Origin of the sequence: Marinicella marina (assembly GCF_030065545.1) — a bacterium.
Taxonomy (GTDB): domain Bacteria; phylum Pseudomonadota; class Gammaproteobacteria; order Xanthomonadales; family Marinicellaceae; genus Marinicella; species Marinicella marina.
The window spans coordinates 206,552-226,012 of sequence record NZ_JASJNC010000003.1 but is presented as its reverse complement, the minus strand read 5'-3'; the positions used below and the strand labels follow the sequence as shown (position 1 = coordinate 226,012).

Sequence of the window (19,461 nt, the reverse complement as noted above, 5' to 3'; positions counted from 1 at the left end):
AGCATCAATTGGCTTTGAACTCAATGCGTGGATCAAAAAAATCATCTGCTTCAAAAGCAGTGATCAAAGCGGTGTTCAGTGACAGCTTGATGATGCCACCGGCGTTGTCCGTAGTCATGAATGTGAGTTGTTCTTTGCCACCTGAAGTGGTCACATCTATAGGTAAAATCTTGGGGTAGTTGATGACTTTGCCAGATTCATCCAGACAATGTAAGTTCAGCCGCCTTTTTTGCACGATGGCCGCTTCTAACAGGTCTTGGCCGCTACAACTTAATGGTTTATTCATGTTTAAAAGTTTATCATAATGATTGATTTATAATTGTCACTGCCCAATAAAAATTATTAAAGACATGCTGTTAACACAATGACCTTGTACACATACATCTATACCGTCGGTGCAGCGCAAGGTCTGGTTCTGGCCATCGCGTTAATTATCAAGACGGCTAATATAAGGAGTAATCGCTTGTTGGCCGTTTGGATGTTGTGTTTGGTTTTTGATCTGACCATTAAGGTTATTTATTTGAATGATCCGCACAGCCCTTTGTTACCGGCCTATGTGTTGGCCAGCTTTTTTCCATTTCTTTATGGCAGTTTCTACTTCTTATATGTCAGAACCATTACCACGGCTAAAATGCTCTCTTGGCGAGATGGGGTTCATTTCTTTGGCTTCATTTTTATGCTCGTGGCTAACTTTGGTTGGATTGTCAACCCGGCTCAAAATCGCCCACGCACTTTTGGTTACTATGAGTTGTCTTTGTACCTATACAGTGTCAGTTATGTGATTACAGGGGTTTTGTTGCTGCGAAAATACCGCAAAAACTTAGACCAACAACAGTCCAATACCGATGGGGTGAATTTGCTTTGGTTGGATGTGATGGCTTATTTTCAGGTATTAATTTGGCTGATCGCCGTGACCCAGTGGTTGATTCCAATCAAAGCATACAATCACTGGGTCATATATGTGGCTGTTGCCGCCTGGATGACCGTCATGGGTTATTTGGCGCTGTTACAACAAAACATCAAGCCGGTTAAAAAAATCAAGAAAAGTGGGGCTGTTGATGATCATCGTTTTGCTGCAGTGGATGCTAAACTCAACAATTTGATGCGGGTTCAACAAATATATTTGGACCCCGAATTGAACATGTCGCAATTGGCGAAAAAATCTGGCTACCCAGAGTATTTGGTTTCCTTGGTCATCAATCAAAAATACCAGCAGAGCTTCAGAGAATACATCAATGCTTTGCGGATTGAGGCGGCAAAGACGATGCTCAAAGACGCAACCAATCAACACAGTGTGATTGACATTGCTTATGACTGTGGCTTCACTTCCAAATCAACTTTTAACAGTGCATTCAAACGATTAACCGAGCAAACTCCGACTCAGTTCAGACAACAAGCTCTGGATTGAGTTTAGTTTCTTGTCGTTGCTGATAGTACAAAATGGCCTCGCAAATAGTTAAGTTGATGATCCAGCACAACCAAGCAGTGGGCACATAAACGGTTAAGAATGGCAGCTGTAAAACGCCCAAGCCGATGCCTAAAAATAAACGCAGCGTGATGGCTGCTGCAGTCAGTGCGATACTGCGATAAACCCATCTTTGATGTGACCAGATGTTGCCTTTGATGGCATGAAACAACGCCAAGATGGTGGTGGTCAACCAACTGACTGCCAAAGCAAAGAATCCCAGTTGGGCAATCCAGCCACCGCTGGCCTTGAATGACATCAATAAACCAGCGATACCGCTGATTAAAACAGCTGATACGTAGATGTATCCGGTGATTCGATGTAACTGTCGGGAATTGTTTCTTAGCTTTTGGCTCAATTGAAATGGTGTTAAAAACAATGCAATGCCACCAGCAATAAAATGGCTGGGTGCAATCCAAACAGATTCAGCGAGTTTGGCTTGGAATGGATTGACAGGGCTGGCCAGTTGTAAATAATAGTCAAAAGCATAATAGGCAACTGCAAAACTCATCATTGAGTAAGTACTGAAATTCAATATTTTTAAGAATTTTTTCATGATTTGATTGAAGTTTGGAATGGACTCATTCTCTGTGATGTTGAGATGAAACTCGTCCCATTCGGCTGATTAGTACCAATAAAAAGCCAAATATTACAGCTGATTCTGACTCAAAGCTTGCAGCTGATGTTGCAGGTCAGCAATGTGTTGTTGCCAGTATTGGTGGGTGTCAAACCAACCAAACGCAGGTGGAAATGCCGGGTCGTCCCAGCGTCGTGCCAGCCAAGCCGTGTGATGAATCATGCGCAGGGTCCTCAGTGACTCTATCATTTTGAGTTCTGTGTATGGAAAAGGTCTAAATGCTTCGTAAGCCGGAATGATTTTTTGTAACTGAGCTTGCTGTTCATCCTGATCGCCCGACAACAACATCCAAATGTCTTGGATGGCTGGCGCCAAGCGAGAGTCATCAAAATCAACCAAGTTTGGAATGTCTTCACGCAACAAAATATTACCCACATGTAAATCACCATGAACACTGATGTTATTGGCGCCAGCCAGTCGTTCTTCAATCATTGGCATGATTGTTTGGCATACATTCAAATAGGTGGTCTTGAATTCAAATGGAATGAATGACTCGGCCACATAATTGATTGAATCATGGCCAAAGTTTTGACTGTCTAGAATGGGCCGATGGATGAATTTGTGGGTTGCTCCGATGTTGTGTAAACGTGCCAAAGTGCGTCCCATGATGGCAAGGTTGTCTTGGTGGTCCAATTCTGGGGCATAGCCTCCAGTTCTTTTAAACAATGCAAACTCAAAGCCTTCATAGCCAAATAAGCTTTGGCCTTCATCGTTTCTTATCGGAGTGACCACAGGTAATTCATGCGCTTTTAAAACAAAACAAAAATCATGCTCTTCTTGAATTTGTGCAGTGTTCCAGCGTTCAGGCCGATAAAACTTCACAATCAATGGTAAATCATCTGCCATGCCTATTTGATAAACACGGTTCTCATAGCTATTCAGTGCTGTGACACTGCCATCCACCGCAAATTGTTGGGATTCGATGGCTGCCAAAATGAGTTCAGGGGTCAATTGGTCAAAAGGGTGTGGGTTTATGCTCATGTGCTCATGGTAACAAAATTTTGATGCTGTTATGGTGTTATTCCGCAGAATGATCTATTGACGTTTTTTTGCTAAAAGTTACGTATAATATTTATATCAATTTAAAGGAATAGCGATGGAAATCAGTTGGTTTACAGTCACTTATTATGTTTATTGGACATTTTTGATTTATGTGACTTTTCAAATCATTCATCAATATACAGTCAGCTCCAGAGCCACTGCTTGGTTGTTTACGGTTTATTTGTTTCCAGTCATTGGTGTTGCTTTGTACTTTATCTTTGGGGTAAAGCGCCGCAAAAGAAAAATGTATGAACAAAAACTTTCCGATGATATGAAGGCTTTGGAGGATTATCAAGCAGCAGTCAGCGAACAATCCACTGAAGTCATGGCTCAAATGCAGCCCAAGCTAAAACAATTCGAAGGGCTTTCTAAATTGATCTTCGAGGAAGGATGCAGTCGCCTGACAGCCAGTAATGAAGTTCAGGTGTTAGAAAATGGCGAAGTGAAATTTCCTGCCTTAAAAAAAGATTTGGCGGCAGCAAAAAAAACCATACACATTCAATACTACACATTTAAGTTTGATCATGTGGGTTATGAAATAGTCAAGATTCTGATGGCTAAAGCGAAAAAAGGCGTTGTGGTTAGGTTTATCTATGATGATTACGGCTCACTTGGAATTGAAAAACAAGTGATTCAAAAAATGCGTGCTGCCGGTATCGAAGTCAATGCCTTTTCGGAAATACGCTTGTTTGCTTTTGCTGACCGTGTTAATTACCGCAATCACCGCAAGATAGCAGTGATTGATGGAAAGGTGGCTTACGTTGGTGGAATCAATGTGGCCGATGATTACACCAATGATAATTCATTGGGAGAAATCAAACGTTACTGGCGTGATACCCATTTGAGGATAGAGGGACATGTAGTGCCATACATAGAAAATATTTTTCTTAACGATTGGAATTTTTGTGCAGAACAAAAAGTTGACATCAAAGAGCAGCTCTCTGATGACTTTGAACAATTGGATAAATCCAATCGCCGCTTGGTGCAGGTGGTTTTCAGTGGCCCTGATTCACCTCATCCAAGCATCTTGTTTTCAATGTTACATGCCATACATGCAGCTGAAAATGAAATATTAATCACCACACCTTATTTTATTCCTAACCCAGCATTGGTAAAGGCGCTGAAAATAGCCGTGATGAGAGGCGTTAAAGTCAGTTTGTTGGTGCCTGAAGAATCAGATGCAAAAATTGTCGACATGGCAGCACAGTCTTTCTATTATGAGTTGATATTAGCTGGCGTTGAAATTTTTAAATACACCAAAGGGTTTGTGCATGCCAAAACCATGGTTGTTGATGGGTTTTTGAGTGTCATTGGTACAGCTAATTTTGATGAGAGAAGTTTTGAACTTAATTTTGAAGTGAATGTGTTTGTTTATGATGAGCGCATTGCTGACCAGATGCGAAAAACCTTTAACAACGATTTGAATGATGCCAAAGAAATCACCGAGTCAACTTGGGAAAGCCGGTCTCGTGTTAAGATTTTCATTGAAAAAGTAGCCCGCTTGATATCACCTATTTTATGAGGCTATTTTTTGATGGATATTAAAAAACAACAAGAAAAAATAGATCAAGAGGTTACTCGCCCCAGTCTGGGTGATCGCATTTTTGCGGCTTTTGGCCCATTAACGGCTGGCATCCTCATTGATGCTTTAGACGTGCTGACTTTTGGTCCTATTGGTATGTATGTAGGGCCTTTGTTTGGGGCTTTACTGGGTTGGTGGTTGGCATGTAAATTGAACTTCGGGGTTATGGGCCAGTGTGTGCTATTGGCAGTAACAGCCATTTATTGTGCGCTGCCTGGATCGGAATTGATGCCCTTGGCCACAGCTGTTATGGCATTGGCTCGATTTTTTAAACCCAGTTAAAGTGAGCCGTATCAACGGCCTTTTTTATAGATTGAAACCACATCGGTATGTGTTTGCCCATTGTGTTGATGTGTGATTAATTCCTGATTGATTTTAAGCATTTTATTGGCCAGTAAAACTTCTTCAACTTGTGGAATTTGGTGATAATAAGAGTAGACCTGACCTGTCGATCTTTCAGATTTCTGTACTTCATCATTTTGACCAATGCCTGTGGTGTAACTTAAATAAAGAATGCCTGCTTTGTTCAGTTTTTTGGGTATTTTCAATATTAATTTTTGCGCATCTGACCATTGTAAATAGGGCAATAAAAAACCACACACAATGGCATCAAAGCCATGGTTTTCAGTCAAAACTTCATGCGCAGATGACACTTTAAATGTGGCATTTGGGTTAAGTTCTTTTGCTAGTTTGATCATGGCTGGGGCAAGGTCAACCCCCAACAAGTCCAAATCAGAACGATGTGAAAGCAGGTAATGAGAAACGTGCCCAGGGCCACAAGCCAAGTCCAATATTGATTTATGTTCAGCAGTTAAGGTGGCTAAAAAGTTTTCATAGCTCTTGCGGTACAGTTTGGTATCTTTGAAGTGGGCCAGATACGCATCAGCAGATTGGTTGAATGTGTTTATGGTTGCTGCATACTTTTGATGTAACTCACTCATCTATACTTTCAATAGGTTGTTTCACCACCAGTTTAACACAGGTGGTATGGCTTCATGAGCAGGAGCGCGTTGATAAATTCAGCAAAAAAAACCCGGCCTGGGCCGGGTTCATCGCTTTACAAAAATATTTTAGAGGTTATTCTGAAATTTCTGAAAGCAGTGCTGGGTTGGTAACCAACTCACGGATGCCGTGCGCTTTTTTCTCGTCAAACTGGTTGCTCTCACACCATTGGCTCAGACTGTTGATGTCTAATTTGGCACATTGTGGTCTGACACTCCAAGTGGCCTGTAATGGAGAACATGTTTGTTCAGTGAAACTTGGGCCAGTGGTTGATCCGGCAAATACCACAGGAGTACCTGTGTTATTAGGAATGTTTTTAGCCTGATGGTAATCATTACTTGCTTGCACACCAGCATAACGCAACTCATCAAAACTCATTGCATTGGTGTCATTCACAAGAGTGAATACTTGGGTTTCAACACGCAATGTCGGGTTGGCACATTTGTCTGATAAACAAGATCCCAATCCTGGTCCTGGTGTTACATCGCATGAACTGTGAACCCAGTGCATCTCGATGGTGTCGCCTGGTTTAACGCCTTCACACATGTTTTTTTCAGGCATTTTCAATTCAGCTTTGGTGAGGTTCTTGCTCATGGCACATTGGTAACCGTTGGCTTTTCCGTCATCAGTTTTTGCCAGAATAGAAAAATCCTTGGCTTTGTGCTCGGCATTAACGTGAAAGTGTATGTTACACAAATTCATGTTTTGGTAATCATATGCCAAAGCAAATATGCGGTCATTGGTGCCGTGTGTTGAATCTATGTCTCTGGGTGTTTGTGGACCAAAACCTTCACATACTTCAGCAGCCAGTGCAAAAGAAGAAACTGACATCAAGGCCACCGATGCCATCCAATTAAAACGCGCTTTTTTCATGTTAACTCCACATAGTTTAATAAGTACTAATATGGTACTTATTCTGGGTGTAAATGATGTGAAAAGAGGGCATGTTAATATAAATTTCACACCTAACTGAACATCGATAACCTAGATTGTATCGCTCTTAATCACAGGTATTAAAAGTATGAGTATTTATCAAGCCATTGAAGATGACCATGACAAACAAAGAGATTTATTGCAACAGTTGGTGGCAACCAGCGGCGATACCAGCAAACGTGCTGATATATTCAAAGAGTTGAAACACGAATTGGAAGTTCATGCAGACATGGAAGAGCGACACTTTTATGTGCCACTGATAAAAGAAGATAAAACCCAGGACGATGCCAGACATGGCATTGCTGAACATCACGAAATTGATGAGTTGGTGAAAAAAGTTGAACAAGCAGACCCAAGTTCAGCTGCTTGGTTACAGCACGCCAAAAACCTAAAACACAAAGTTGAACATCACTTGATAGAGGAAGAAAAAGATTATTTCCCAGTGGCCAGAGATGTTTTGACCGATGACAGGGCCGAATCATTGCGTGTATCATATGAAGCTGGAATGGATGAAGCGCGTAATTGAACAAACATAAATACCACAAAACACCGGTGAAAACATAAATGAACGAAATTACACAGTTCTTGATTGACATAGTTGATTGGTCAATCATCTTTAAAAACTTAGGGCTTATAGTCTGTGCTCTGGTGTTTACTTTGCCGATTGCCTATAACCGCGAAACTAAATCACAAAGTGCTGGGCTCAGAACTTATCCACTGGTCGCGGTTGCTACCTGTTCATACACCTTGTTGGCGCTTGACGTCCTAGGTGGTTCCGATTCGATGGGCAAATACATGGCCGGAATTGTTACTGGTATCGGCTTCATTGGCGGAGGTGCAATCCTCAAAGCCAGAGAAGATGAAAAAGTTTTGGGTTTGGCTAACGCTGCCACCATCTGGAACACCGGAGCCATCGGCATGGCTGTGGCTTGGCAAAGATTCGAAATTGCCCTCATTATTGCGGTGATTAATCTGGCCATTTTGCGTGTGGGATTTGAAGCAAAGAAAGCTGTTTGCGATGAAGACGAAGAATTAGAAAACTAACTATTTATGAATTATTATAAGGAGGATTAACATGAAAACTAAAAAAATTATTGGCATTATATTATTGGTATTAGGCGGCGTACTGGCTTTTTTTGGCTTGAATGCAACTGAAGCTCCTATGGAAGAATTATCAGAGGCAGTTACAGGTCGATACACTGACCAAACCATGTATTACTTGGTAGGTGGGGCTGTATCAGCAGTCGTGGGTTTGGTACTGCTATTGAAAAAATAGTTGGTAATATTTGACATAAAAAAGGCCCCAAATTGGGGCCTTTTTTTATTAATTGATGTTGTCGACTATTTAAGAATGTCTAACATCAACTGATTCATTTTTTGCACATAATCAGCGGGGTTTTTCAATTGTCCCCCCTCAGCCAACAAGGCTTGTTCATACAGCAATTCTGACCATTGTTTGAAATGGTTTTCATCATCAATGTGTTCGATGTGCTGCACCAAGGGGTGGTCCAAATTAATCTCCAAGGCGGGTAATTGGCCAGGCATGGCCTGTCCGGCTTGCTCCATCAACTTTTGCATGTGTATGGCCATGGCATGTTCGTCCATCACCAAACAACTGGCTGAATCAACCAATCGTGATGAGGCTGTCACTTCACTGACGTGTTTGCTGAGGTGTTTTTGTACTTTTTCTAAAAAAGACTTATCGGCTTCGGAAGGTTCTTTGTCTTTTTTATCTTCTTGTCCTAAATCTAATTTGCCTTTGGCCACAGACTGGAATTTTTTATCGGCATATTCTTGAACATGGCCCATCATCCATTCATCAATGCGGCTGTGCATCAACAACACTTCAACGCCTTCTTTCTTAAACAACTCAAGATGTGGCGAGTTTTTAACTGCTTCATATGACTCACCGGTGATGTAATAAATCTTATCTTGTTTATCTTGCATGCGTTCAATGTAGTCATCAAGTGACACATTTTCAGTGGCATCCTCGTTGTTGGTTGAGGCAAAGCGCAACAGCTTTAGAACTGCCTCACGGTTGGCAAAATCTTCAACCACACCTTCTTTTAAGGTGTCGCCAAACTCTTGCCAGAAGTTAGCGTAAACATCTGCATCTAGGGATTTTTTCTTCAGCATGCCCAAGACCCGTTTAACCAAGCCTGATTTTATTTTTTGTAACAAGGGGTTGTCTTGAAGAATTTCTCTAGAAACATTCAAAGGTAAATCATTGGAGTCGACCACACCTTTCACGAACCGCAGGTAGTTTGGCATCAGTTCTTTGGCTGCATCCATAATAAATACCCGCTTAATAAACAATTTCAGTCCATCACGTTCGTCCGGATTGCTGAACATATTAAAAGGTGATTTACTCGGAACATAAAGCAGGTTGCTGTAACTTTGTGTGCCCTCAATATGATTATGTGACCAAAACGCAGCATCATTAAAATCATTGGAAATTTGTTTGTAAAAAGCCTGATAGTCTTCGTCTTTCACATCACCGGGTGATTTTTTCCACAAAGCGGTGGCATCATTGACCACTTCATATTCGGGTGTTTTGGCTGGGATTTCGTTGCCTTCATCGTCTTTTTCTGGGTGCGTAACTTCGAGCATTTTTATAGGGAAAGCCACATGTTCTGAGTATTTTTTAATCAAACTTCGTAATCTAAAATTATCAGCAAACTCGACTTCTTCTTCACGCAGGTGCAATATAATCTCTGTGCCCTGAGTTTCCTTAGTGATGTTTTCCAAGGTGTAAGCGTTTTTACCGTCTGATTTCCATGAAACAGCATGATCAGTTGCTTCACCAGCCTTTAAGGTTCTGATCTCTACTTCATCTGCAACGATAAAAGAGGCGTAGAATCCGACCCCGAATTGGCCAATCAAGTTGGCATCGTCGCGATCCTTTTTGGCAATGGACTCTAAATATTTTTTGGTGCCTGAATTGGCAATGGTGCCGATGTTATTAATGACCTCATCTCTGGTCATGCCGATGCCATTGTCTGTGATGGTGACGGTTTTGGCCTGATCTTCAAAATCGACTTTGATGTGCAAATCATCGGACATCAGTGCAGGGTTTTTTATGGCTTCAAAGCGCAGTTTGTCACAAGCATCAGAAGCGTTTGATATCAGCTCGCGTAAAAATATTTCTTTGTTGGAATACAGCGAATGTATGACCAAGTCCAATACTTGGTTCACTTCCGCTTGAAACTCAAATTTTTCAGCAGTTTGTGTCATATTTTTATAATAAAGAATTTTAAGATGCCTGCAAAATAGGGTTGACTGTGAATATTTCAAGTTCAACAGGGTCTTTGTCAGTTAAAATATCGCTCTAATTCAAAGGTAGTTAATTATGAGCATCAACTGGTTTCCCGGACACATGCACAAAGCCCAAAAAGAAATACGTCAACTGGTTCCCGAAGTGGACTTGGTCATTGAAGTGCTGGATGCCCGCCTGCCTTATTCTTCGCAGAATCCCTTGTTGCAAAAATTGCGTGGTCAAAAGCCTTGTATCAAGTTATTGAATAAGTCAGATTTGGCCGACCCTGATTTAAATCAAAAATGGATCGAAGCATTACAGCAAGATAAGACCATCAAAGCCTACGCTGTTAACACCTCAGACACTGGGCTGGTTAGACAAATTCCTCAATGGTGTTTGCAATGGTTTCCTGAGCGAGAGACCAATAAAAAACCAATTCAGGTGATGATTATGGGTGTGCCCAATGTCGGTAAATCCACTCTGATTAACATCATGGCCGATCGCACCATAGCCAAAACCGGTAATGAAGCGGCCGTGACTAAAATGCAACAGCGCATCAAATTACCGGGCAATGTGATTTTACATGACACGCCAGGGGTTCTATGGCCTAGGTTTGATAACCAAAACAGCGCTTTTCGTTTGGCCGTTACAGGTGGTATCAAAGACAACATTGTTGCAGCTGAGGACAAGGCTTTTTTCTTGGCAGAATACGTGATGCACGCTTACCATAAGTTGATTGAACAGCGCTATGATATTCAGCAGATACCACAAGACCCTTATGATTTGTTGGTGAAAATAGGACAAAAAAGGGGGGCATTGAAGGCAGGTGGCCGGGTGGACCTGACCCGAATATCCAGTTTGTTCATCAATGAATTCAGAGAAGGGCGGGTTGGTAGGATTACCCTGGAAACCCCTGAAATGATGGAACAGGAACTAATTGATGTAGATAGAAAATTGGCAGCAAAAGCAGCCAAGAAAGCAGCCAGAAAAGAACAACACAAAGGACGTCAATGATTTACCAGCCGCCGATGGAACCATATTTGAATGTGATTTACCAAGACGATGATGTACTGGTTTTAAATAAACCCTCTGGGTTGTTATCGGTGCCCGGTCGAAAAGAGTCGCACAAAGATTCCTTACAAACCCGCGCACAACAGCTGCACCCAACAGCCACCACAGTTCATCGGCTGGATATGGAGACATCGGGTTTGATTATCATGGCGATGAACAAACCAGCTCATGTAAATTTGGGTCAACAATTTGAGCAGCGCAAGGTTCATAAAAGTTATGTGGCGCGGGTTTATGGGCACCCCAAGGATGATGCGGGCAGTGTCGACAAACCATTGATTTGTGATTGGCCCAATCGGCCCAAGCAAATGGTTGATTACGATCATGGAAAACAAGCGCTGACACATTGGCAGGTATTAAAAAAAGAAGGCTTGACCACGCTGATAGAATTAAAACCCATCACCGGCCGTTCCCATCAGTTAAGGGTCCATATGAAAGCCATCGAACTACCTATCGTAGGTGATCAATTGTATGCTGAGGGTGCTGCATTGAGCCATGCAGACAGGTTGCAGTTACACAGCCAGCTAGTGGAGTTCAGTCACCCAACCACAGACAAAAAGCTTCGTTTTGAGGTTAAAGCAGATTTCATTTGAAGCTGAATTGATTGTTTGGCTGTTGGCTTTATTCAGCCATTCGCTTTGTTGCGCTTTTCGGCGCGTTTACGCAGGCGTTTTTTTTGTTGCGGTGTTAGGTTTTCAAACCGCTTTCTCAGTTTTTGCCGTTGTTCTGGTGACAGTTTTTTGAAGCGTTGGTGTAAGCGCCATAACCTGGCTTTTTGCCGTGGATTGAGGTTTTTAAAGCGTTGGTAACGTTGACGGATGTTTTTGCGTTCAGCGGGACTCATGGCTTTCCAGCGGTTCAATCGCATCAAGGCTATTTTTTTCTGTTTGTTATCCAGTTGATGCCAATGGTCTGCGCCAGCAATTAATTGTTGTTTTTGTGCTTGCGGAAGTTCAGGCCATTCGGACTTAAACTGGTTCAGTGTGTGTTGTTGTTCTTGACTCAGCGCCTCCCACTTCTGGGCGTATAAAGTAAAGGAAAACATTAAGTTAATTATTATCAGGCTTACTTTCATCAGATTTTTTTTCCGGTTTATCATGGTATTGTTCAGTGGTTTGATTTTCTAATTCTTTTGACAGGGCATTATTTCCTGAGAAAGCTTCAGGTTCTATCCATTGTCCATCCATTTGTTCATTCCATTCAGCTAAAAACAGCAAGAGTTCAGCGTCAGGTTGAATATCAACAGTTTGGCCTTCGTCTGCATTTTGGATTTCGATCTGCTGTGATTTTTTATCCTCATCCACACCAAGCGTGACGCTCATCAACAGCATCCAAGCCAGTGTGTTCATATCTCATTTTCCATCAAGTTGTTCTCATCCAACCAAGTCAAAAACTCCAAGTCGGCATAAAAGTCAGCGTCTTCGGTGGCAGTCAGCATGTCCAGATCAGCAAATAATACAGCCTCATTATTTTGTTCTGTGCCTGACAGGTCACGATTAAACCATGCGAAAACCAAGACCAGCGCTGCGGCCGCTGAGCTGAATTGCCAAATAAACGGTTGCAGCCATGACTTGGTTTTTTGCTGTTGTGCTGTTTGCCTGATTTGGTGTAATTGAGCCACCGTTGATGGATCAACTGAATCGGTCAATTGATTCATGCTTTCTCTGATCTTTGAGTTAATTTGATCTTCTGTTTTCATCTTCATTTCCAATGGTTTGTCTGATTTTTTGCGTGGCGCGGTGCATGTGGGTTTTTACACTGCCATGACTGATGTTCATTATTTTGGCGGTTTCCGCCACTGTCATTTCCTGCCACATTCGGTACATCAAAACTTGTTGTTGTTTGGGTGGTAGCTGTTTGATGATTGCAATCATCTCATTACCTTGGCTATTCAATTCAAACACTGCTGCTGGCGATGGATTGGGGTTGTTATCGTCAGCCGGTTCTGGGTAATCATCGCCAGCAAAAAAATGCCGCAGCCAACCTTTAACTTTGCGGTGGTGGTCATTGATTTTATTTTGTAACACCCGATAGAACAGCGGCCGCCAGTCAGAGCAGGGTTTGTTCTTGTAGTATTTGACAAAACTGAACATGGTCTCTTGTATCACATCCAAAGCATCAGACTCTTGTTTTACACTGACCAAGGCAATGGCAAAAGCTTGTTTTTGTTGTTCACGCAAAAAATCATCCAGCTGTTGATTCAACTCATGAGCCTCCGCTGCAACGTTTTTATTGTGGGGTTCACTGCTTTGTTCATGGCATAAGTATATATCAAACATGCAAATGGGCTCATTCAAATCAATTCAATTAATAGTAACAACGGGATGCGCATAAAAAGGTTGACAGCTTGTTGTAATTATTTATTTATCCTGAGTTGTCAACCACCACCATGGTCTGTTCGTTGTTGGTAATGACAGCACGGTGCTGTTATGCAGAACAATCAATAAATAATATTAGGAGATAAACATGACAATTTTTAAAAACAAAACACTGTTGTTGTTAACCATACTACTCTCATCGGGTTCGGCTTTGGCAGGATTTGATGTGACCCGCATGACTACTGTGGTCGATGACAACAATGGTTCTTACACGATCACCACCACAGGCCGTCTCAGTGAAGACCAGTACAGCGGCAGTTCGGTCACTGATTTCAATCAATTCAAACCAGGTGGTGAGAATGAGGCCACAATAAATGGCATCATCAATAAACAAAATAATCGCATGGCAGGCCAATTATCAGTATTGGCTGACGGTGATTTCACCATCAATTCACTCAAGGGTGATTGGGATGTCATGTTCACGGCTTTATCTGTCTCGGCATCTGAAGCAGGTGTGAGTTTAGCTGGCACTGTTACAGTTAATAAGGAAAGTTATGATGTCAGTGACATGCCAGAAGAAATTGCGATGTTGTTGCGCCGGGTGTTTTGGTTGACAAGGAGATAAGGGGCCCTTATGGATTTAGGGGTTAGGGCGCTCAGGCGCCCTTTTTTGTGCCATGTTTAAATCGATTGGTTAACAGTGATTAAGTAGGTTAAATTTTCATTTAAATTCAATAAATTTAAGATTAATTGGGTTCAAATGTTAAGTGTTAACATTTCATTCAGTGCTGTTGATATTGTTTTGTGGTGCTCAAATAGCTATTATTACCAACAACAAAAGCCCATATCCATATATAAAGCGCGCTTACAGCCATGTTTGTGCAATGTTTTTTTTGTTAAGAAAATGTAAAAAAAACTGAATTGTGACTTTTTTTTAACAAATGAAAGTGTTAGTATGTGCCGGATAAGGAATCTATATAGATGCAATTTTTTGAGTTAACTCATGGATAACAATTTGGAGAACATATAAATGAAAATGAAACGTAATCCTATTACTAGTGCTGTACAAAAAGCACTGTTTACAGGTTTTATCGCTTCTTCAGCTTTCGGAACAGTTGCCTTAGCACAAGACAGCGATGACGACAGCGTAGAAGAGCAAGGTAAAATTACTGTTACGGGTTCGCGTATTAAACGTTCAGACGTTGAAGGCGCATTACCAGTAACTGTAATCACAAGAGAACAAATCGAGTTAAGCGGTGAGTCAAACGCAGCTGACTTCTTACGTAACCTGACTTTTAACAACGCAGGTTCTTTCCGTCCACAATCTGGTAGTTCAGCACAAGCAGAAGCTTCTTTGAACTTACGTGGTATCGGTTCTAACCGTACTTTGGTACTTTTAGACGGTCGTCGTATGGCTTATGCCCCAGGTACAGGTAGTAACCAAGATTTGAACACCATTCCTATGGGTGCTATTGAAAGAATTGAAGTTCTTTCTGATGGTGCTTCGGCTGTGTACGGTTCTGACGCGATTGGTGGTGTTGTTAACATCATTACTCGTAAAGATTACCAAGGCGTTGAAATCATGTTAGGTGGTCAAGAAGTTTCTATTCCATCTAATGGTGGTGAGCGTGAAGAGGGTTCTATCTTATTCGGCGCTGCAAGTGACCGTTCTAGCATCACCATGGGCTTGTCTTGGAACGACCGTGAAATCATCTTTGCACGCGATCTTCCATGGTCAGCTGGCACAGGTGCTTCTCTGTTTGGTAACAACTTCTCAACGGTTGGCCCTAACGGCGAAGTAACTTTCGGTTTCATTCCAACAGGTAATGACACTTTCTGTGGATTTGCTGATAGTACGCCTTTCTTCCAAACAGCTGACGGCGGTTTATGTCGTTATGATTTCACCCAGGTCAGTGCTGACGAAGCTTCTATTGAGAACCGTTCGTTTTTTGCCAGAGCTGAGCATGAAATCAATGACAACTGGAGCTTATTTGCTAATGCTACTGTTGCTGAGACCACTTCTTTCGGTCGTTATGCACCTGTACCGGATGCGCGTTTCTTTGATGATCCTAGCAACCCAGTTTTCTTTGCGTTGACGCCTAACAGCCCTAACAACCCTACTAATCCAGCCAGCCCATTGTACGATCCAAGTTTAGGTTTAGATCCACAACCTATGGATTGGTGGCACCGTTTTGATGCGGTAGGTCCTCGTGACAGCACCGTTGGTACCGATTTGACTGACGTTTTAGTTGGTGTTAATGGTAGTATTGGTAACGCTGAAGTTGAATTTGGTATTCGTAACACCAACAACGTACGTACTGACGTAGGTAGAAACTACTTATTACGTTCTGTAGCTCAACAATTGATTGAGAGCGGTGAATACTCATTGGCTGATCCTTTCGCCAATCCTGATGCGTTGCAACGCATGAGAATCACCATTTTCCGTGAGTCTAAGTACGATCAAAACGAGTACTACGGTAATGTAGCATTCGACGTATTTGACATGGCTAATGGTCCTGTTTCTATGGTTGTTGGTGCTGAGTACCGTGAAGAGAAATATTTAGATTTATATGATCCACAATCTGAATCGGGTGCTGTTGGTGGTTCTGCTGGTAACTCTGCTGGTGGTAATCGTGACCTGACTGCATTCTTCTTCGAAGCATTGGTTCCAGTTCTTGATAACTTAGAGTTAAACTTAGCTGGTCGTTATGATGATTATTCTGACTTTGGTTCAGAGTTCTCACCAAAAGTTTCATTAAGATGGCAGCCGTTGGATAACCTGACTGTTCGTGCTTCTTACGGACAAGGTTTCCGTGCACCAACTCTACCAGTCTTGACTCAGCAACCTTCTTTCTCTGCTGACTCAGTTCGTGATCCAGTGACTTGTGAATTAGCTGTTGGTGATCCAAATGAGCAATGTCAAATCAACGCACGTGTAATTGCTAACCAAGAGTTACAAGCTGAAACTTCTGACCAGTTTGCTATCGGTCTTGCTTATGAGCCAACTGATTGGTTTAACATGACAGTTGATTATTTCGACATCGAAATTGATAACCGTATCCGTGGATTTTCTTCACAAAACTTGATTGATTTCCCTGAATTTGCTCCTCCTGGATTAGGTTGTGAGCGTGATGCAGTAGGTCGAATCACTCAATGTATCCGTGGTTCAGGTAACCAAGGTGTTTACAAAATCGACGGTATCGATTACAACTTCAGATTCAACTATGAATTGTTTGGTGGTAACGTAACTAACAATTTACAGGTTTCTACTATTAACAATCAGCAAGTATCATTGGCTGATGGTGGAATCAGTGATGACTTTTCTGGTGATGATGGTTTCCCAAGCATCCGTGCTGTATTAAACAACGTTTATGCATATGGTGATTGGAGTGTTGGTTACAACATCAACTTCATCGACGGACAAGAAACTGTTGGATCATGGGTCACTCATGACGTTCAATTGAACTACTTTGCTCCTTGGGACGGTCGTTTCACATTAGGCGTAAGAAACGCTGGTGAGAAATTCCCACCAATTGATCAAGGTAACCAAGGTTCACGTGATTATGACTTCAACTTGTATGATGGTTATGGTCGTGTAACTTACTTCAGATACACTCAATCTTTCTAAACAAAGTTTGATAAACTGAGAAAAGGCGTACTTAGGTACGCCTTTTTTAATGGGTTAATTAAAATATGTCAAAACAACATTGGTCAGATTATTGGAGCACTGGAGCGCTGACTTCATTGCCTGCAGATTTCAAAATAAATTATGATGGTGAGCTTGCCGAATATTGGTTTTCAGTGATTGAAGGCTTAGCACCGAACAGCCGGATTCTAGACGTATGCACTGGTAATGGTGCTGTAGCTATCATGTTGGCTGAAATGCTAAAAAGAATCGGTAAAGAGGTATCCATAACAGCTGTCGATGCATCTGAGATTAATCAGCAAATGATGGTTCAATCTTTTCCAGATAAAAAGCAAGTAGTGGATTCAATTGACTTTATATCTAACTGCTATATTGAAGACCTTAAACAATGTGTTGAGCAAAAGTTTGATCTCATTGTCAGTCAATACGGCATTGAATATTGCGATGAAGAAATGGTTGCTAAACAAATTACGGATGCCCTCAACTCTGGTGGCAGACTGGTTTTTGTCAGTCATTCACCACACACAGCCATGCTTGAATTCATGGAGGCGGAAGAAATTATTTATCAATACATTGAAAACGAGGGTGTTTTAGAATATTTGCAAAAATTCATTGATAATAAAATGACGGTCAATGGTTTCAAAAACAAATTAGTTAATACCTTACAATCATTCAGTCAACATACCCTTAAGAGTCATCCACTTTTGAATAGCTGGGGAGAAAATTTATTTCAGCTCTATCAAATGGATAACCAGCAGTTAAAGCTAAAAAAACCACAAATAAAATCCTACCTTAACCTGAACATCAATGCCCGTGCGCGAGCCAATGACATGCTCAATGTTTGTTACAAGCTAAAAAACAACCCAGATTGGTACAAAACATTTACTACTTCAGGATTGCAATTAATAAATGATGGTGAAATTCACTATAAGAGCAAGCACAACGTGGGTCACTATTATGAATTCATTAAACGTGATTAAATAAAATCAAGCCAATAGGTTTGCGATCAATCTGGCGTTTATGACTTGTTGTTTTGCTGTGGTCATTCGGTTTGATTTAACAATGGCTTTAAGGCTTTTCAATGCTTCCTCAAAATCATCATTCACCACCAAAAAATCAGCCTTGTGGTAGTGTTTTAATTCGGCTATGGCTTTTTCCATCCTGGTATCAATCACTTGCTTCGAATCTTGTCCTCGGTTTTCTAAGCGGTTGCGCAAAGCATCGATACTCGGAGGTAATATAAATATACTGATGGCTTGGTGAAACCGTTCTTTGATTTGTTCCGCACCTTGCCAATCTATTTCAAGTACCACATCGTGACCTTCATCTAACATTTTTTGCACCGCATCTTGTGATGTGCCATAAAGGTTACCAAATACTTCTGCAGATTCCATAAATACACCAGCCATGTCCATTTGTTTGAACTTATCCTCACTGATGAAATGGTAGTTGTAGCCATCAATCTCTTTTGGTCTGGCTGCACGGGTGGTGTGTGATATGGATAACTTAAGGTGGTTGGTATCCCTGACCAGTGCATTAACCAAAGAGGTTTTTCCAGTGCCTGATGGCGCTGAAACAATAAATAGGGTGCCAGTGATATTGTTATTAGACATAAATGTTTCCGCTTTATTCTATGTTCTGAATTTGTTCTCTGATTTGTTCAATGATGACTTTTAAATCAATGCTGGCATTGGATGTGCTGATGCTGGCTGATTTGGAGCCAATGGTATTAGATTCTCGATTCAATTCTTGTACCAAAAAATCAAGTCGACGACCCACAGGTTCGTTCAACTCGAGTACACGATTAAACTCAATCACATGCGCATCCAGTCTATCCAACTCTTCTGTAATATCAATTTTTTGTAATTGAATTGCCAGTTCTTGTTCAAAGCGTTCAGGATTAACTTCAACATCAAGATCGGCCAATTTTGTTCTGAGTTTATTAGCCAGAAATTCATTGATTGCTGGTACTTCAGTCCTTATGTCTTGGGTTAAAGTTGCCATTGAATTGGCCTTTTCACTGAGTACATCATACATGGCTTGGCCCTCACGAAGACGAGATTCTTTGAGCCTCTCAATGCTGGTATTGATTAATTCAATAGCGGTTTGGTTCAATACCGATAAGTCTGTTGGTTGTTGAATCATAACTTCTGGCCATGTCATCAACTCGGCTGTCCCCATGGTTTGGCTTAATCCATGTTCGTTACTGATTTGATTGGCTTGATCCACCAACTGACTTAACAGGGCTTTGTTGACGTTGAGTTGAGTGAGACTGACAGATTCATTAGGAAAAAACCTGATGAAAACACTGACTTTGCCACGAGATAAATGTTGATTGAACAGTTTGCGAAATTGATTTTCCAGTGGTCGCAGAAATTCAGGTGCTTTGATGGTTAAATCAAGAAAACGTTGATTGACGGTTTTGATTTCACAGCTGAGTTTTCCCAAGTCGCTTACTACTTCATGAGCAGCAAAGGCAGTCATTGAATGCATGGTTTCTTTTAAAAAAGATA

General features: G+C 41.5%; 23 protein-coding genes. 11 read left to right on the top strand and 12 right to left on the bottom strand.

From position 1 onward, the window contains the following. Positions 1–4: 4 nt before the first annotated feature. Complete coding sequence (locus QNI24_RS05965; RefSeq protein WP_267175387.1) at positions 5–286, bottom strand: hypothetical protein; 282 nt, start codon at positions 284–286, stop codon at positions 5–7. 78 nt (positions 287–364) lie between these two features. Between QNI24_RS05965 and QNI24_RS05960 the strand changes: the two genes are divergently transcribed. Next, the gene (locus tag QNI24_RS05960; RefSeq protein ID WP_267175388.1) at positions 365–1,408 is read left to right on the top strand and encodes a helix-turn-helix domain-containing protein; all 1,044 of its coding nucleotides are present in this window, start codon (positions 365–367) and stop codon (positions 1,406–1,408) included. Here the strand turns inward: QNI24_RS05960 and QNI24_RS05955 are convergent. Together QNI24_RS05955 and QNI24_RS05950 are read right to left on the bottom strand one after the other, a co-directional pair. Continuing rightward, on the bottom strand, positions 1,386–2,021 hold the full coding sequence (locus QNI24_RS05955; protein WP_267175389.1) for a DUF2306 domain-containing protein: 636 nt from the start codon (positions 2,019–2,021) through the stop codon (positions 1,386–1,388). The two genes, QNI24_RS05960 and QNI24_RS05955, sit on opposite strands and share 23 nt — an antisense overlap. A gap of 93 nt (positions 2,022–2,114) precedes the next feature. After that, positions 2,115–3,083 carry a serine/threonine protein kinase gene (locus QNI24_RS05950; RefSeq protein WP_267175390.1) on the bottom strand — a complete coding sequence of 323 codons (969 nt, stop codon included), beginning with the start codon at positions 3,081–3,083 and terminating at the stop codon, positions 2,115–2,117. 115 nt (positions 3,084–3,198) lie between these two features. On the opposite strand from QNI24_RS05950, the gene cls reads away from it, so the two are divergent. Continuing rightward, the gene (gene cls, locus QNI24_RS05945) at positions 3,199–4,665 is read left to right on the top strand and encodes a cardiolipin synthase (protein ID WP_267175391.1); all 1,467 of its coding nucleotides are present in this window, start codon (positions 3,199–3,201) and stop codon (positions 4,663–4,665) included. A 12-nt stretch (positions 4,666–4,677) separates the two neighbouring features. Then, positions 4,678–5,007, top strand: a complete 330-nt coding sequence (locus tag QNI24_RS05940) for a hypothetical protein (protein ID WP_267175392.1) — start codon at positions 4,678–4,680, stop codon at positions 5,005–5,007. 11 nt (positions 5,008–5,018) lie between these two features. Here QNI24_RS05940 and QNI24_RS05935 read toward each other — a convergent pair whose 3' ends face one another. Together QNI24_RS05935 and QNI24_RS05930 are read right to left on the bottom strand one after the other, a co-directional pair. Beyond that, positions 5,019–5,666, bottom strand: a complete 648-nt coding sequence (locus QNI24_RS05935) for a class I SAM-dependent methyltransferase (RefSeq protein ID WP_267175393.1) — start codon at positions 5,664–5,666, stop codon at positions 5,019–5,021. Between the two features lie 136 nt (positions 5,667–5,802). Further along, positions 5,803–6,600, bottom strand: a complete 798-nt coding sequence (locus QNI24_RS05930) for a delta-class carbonic anhydrase (RefSeq protein WP_267175394.1) — start codon at positions 6,598–6,600, stop codon at positions 5,803–5,805. Positions 6,601–6,748: 148 nt separating this feature from the next. Between QNI24_RS05930 and QNI24_RS05925 the strand changes: the two genes are divergently transcribed. From QNI24_RS05925 to QNI24_RS05915, 3 genes are read left to right on the top strand one after another with little or no spacing between them, the layout of a single operon-like run. Next, a complete protein-coding gene (locus QNI24_RS05925) occupies positions 6,749–7,186 on the top strand; it encodes a hemerythrin domain-containing protein (protein WP_267175395.1) in 438 nt (145 codons plus the stop codon). 38 nt (positions 7,187–7,224) lie between these two features. Next, entirely contained in the window at positions 7,225–7,704 is a 480-nt protein-coding gene (locus QNI24_RS05920) for an MgtC/SapB family protein (protein WP_267175396.1), read from the top strand. A 31-nt stretch (positions 7,705–7,735) separates the two neighbouring features. Next, positions 7,736–7,936 (top strand): DUF3185 family protein, encoded by a 201-nt coding sequence (locus QNI24_RS05915; RefSeq protein WP_267175397.1) that lies wholly within the window; start codon positions 7,736–7,738, stop codon positions 7,934–7,936. 65 nt (positions 7,937–8,001) lie between these two features. On the opposite strand, the gene htpG is transcribed toward QNI24_RS05915, so the two are convergent. Continuing rightward, positions 8,002–9,894 (bottom strand): molecular chaperone HtpG, encoded by a 1,893-nt coding sequence (htpG, locus tag QNI24_RS05910; RefSeq protein ID WP_267175398.1) that lies wholly within the window; start codon positions 9,892–9,894, stop codon positions 8,002–8,004. A gap of 115 nt (positions 9,895–10,009) precedes the next feature. Here htpG and ylqF point away from each other — a divergent pair, with 115 nt between their 5' ends. Continuing rightward, entirely contained in the window at positions 10,010–10,930 is a 921-nt protein-coding gene (ylqF, locus tag QNI24_RS05905) for a ribosome biogenesis GTPase YlqF (RefSeq protein WP_267175399.1), read from the top strand. Then, positions 10,927–11,577, top strand: coding sequence for an RluA family pseudouridine synthase (locus QNI24_RS05900; RefSeq protein ID WP_267175400.1), 651 nt, complete (start codon positions 10,927–10,929; stop codon positions 11,575–11,577). The genes ylqF and QNI24_RS05900 overlap by 4 nt, the downstream gene beginning before the upstream one ends. A 32-nt stretch (positions 11,578–11,609) precedes the next feature. Here the strand turns inward: QNI24_RS05900 and QNI24_RS05895 are convergent, their stop codons facing one another. Genes QNI24_RS05895 through QNI24_RS05880 form a run of 4 tightly spaced genes read right to left on the bottom strand, consistent with a single transcriptional unit; the run spans position 11,610 to position 13,263 of the window. After that, a complete protein-coding gene (locus tag QNI24_RS05895; RefSeq protein ID WP_267175401.1) occupies positions 11,610–12,029 on the bottom strand; it encodes a DUF3106 domain-containing protein in 420 nt (139 codons plus the stop codon). 4 nt (positions 12,030–12,033) lie between these two features. Next, positions 12,034–12,333, bottom strand: a complete 300-nt coding sequence (locus tag QNI24_RS05890; protein ID WP_267175402.1) for a hypothetical protein — start codon at positions 12,331–12,333, stop codon at positions 12,034–12,036. Continuing rightward, complete coding sequence (locus tag QNI24_RS05885; RefSeq protein ID WP_267175403.1) at positions 12,330–12,683, bottom strand: hypothetical protein; 354 nt, start codon at positions 12,681–12,683, stop codon at positions 12,330–12,332. Before QNI24_RS05885 ends, QNI24_RS05890 begins: the two co-directional genes overlap by 4 nt. Then, positions 12,661–13,263, bottom strand: a complete 603-nt coding sequence (locus tag QNI24_RS05880) for a sigma-70 family RNA polymerase sigma factor (protein ID WP_267175404.1) — start codon at positions 13,261–13,263, stop codon at positions 12,661–12,663. The genes QNI24_RS05885 and QNI24_RS05880 overlap by 23 nt, the downstream gene beginning before the upstream one ends. A 187-nt stretch (positions 13,264–13,450) precedes the next feature. Here QNI24_RS05880 and QNI24_RS05875 point away from each other — a divergent pair, with 187 nt between their 5' ends. The 3 genes from QNI24_RS05875 (at position 13,451) to QNI24_RS05865 (ending at position 17,928) form a co-directional block, all read left to right on the top strand. Further along, positions 13,451–13,927, top strand: a complete 477-nt coding sequence (locus tag QNI24_RS05875; protein WP_267175405.1) for a hypothetical protein — start codon at positions 13,451–13,453, stop codon at positions 13,925–13,927. 411 nt (positions 13,928–14,338) lie between these two features. Beyond that, positions 14,339–16,930, top strand: coding sequence for a TonB-dependent receptor plug domain-containing protein (locus QNI24_RS05870; protein ID WP_267175406.1), 2,592 nt, complete (start codon positions 14,339–14,341; stop codon positions 16,928–16,930). A gap of 65 nt (positions 16,931–16,995) precedes the next feature. Then, a complete protein-coding gene (locus QNI24_RS05865) occupies positions 16,996–17,928 on the top strand; it encodes a class I SAM-dependent methyltransferase (RefSeq protein WP_267175407.1) in 933 nt (310 codons plus the stop codon). Positions 17,929–17,934: 6 nt separating this feature from the next. Here QNI24_RS05865 and gmk read toward each other — a convergent pair whose 3' ends face one another. Together gmk and QNI24_RS05855 are read right to left on the bottom strand one after the other, a co-directional pair. Continuing rightward, on the bottom strand, positions 17,935–18,561 hold the full coding sequence (gene gmk / locus QNI24_RS05860) for a guanylate kinase (protein WP_267175408.1): 627 nt from the start codon (positions 18,559–18,561) through the stop codon (positions 17,935–17,937). Positions 18,562–18,574: 13 nt separating this feature from the next. After that, positions 18,575–19,441 (bottom strand): YicC/YloC family endoribonuclease, encoded by an 867-nt coding sequence (locus QNI24_RS05855; protein ID WP_267175409.1) that lies wholly within the window; start codon positions 19,439–19,441, stop codon positions 18,575–18,577. Between the last annotated feature and the right edge of the window lie 20 nt (positions 19,442–19,461).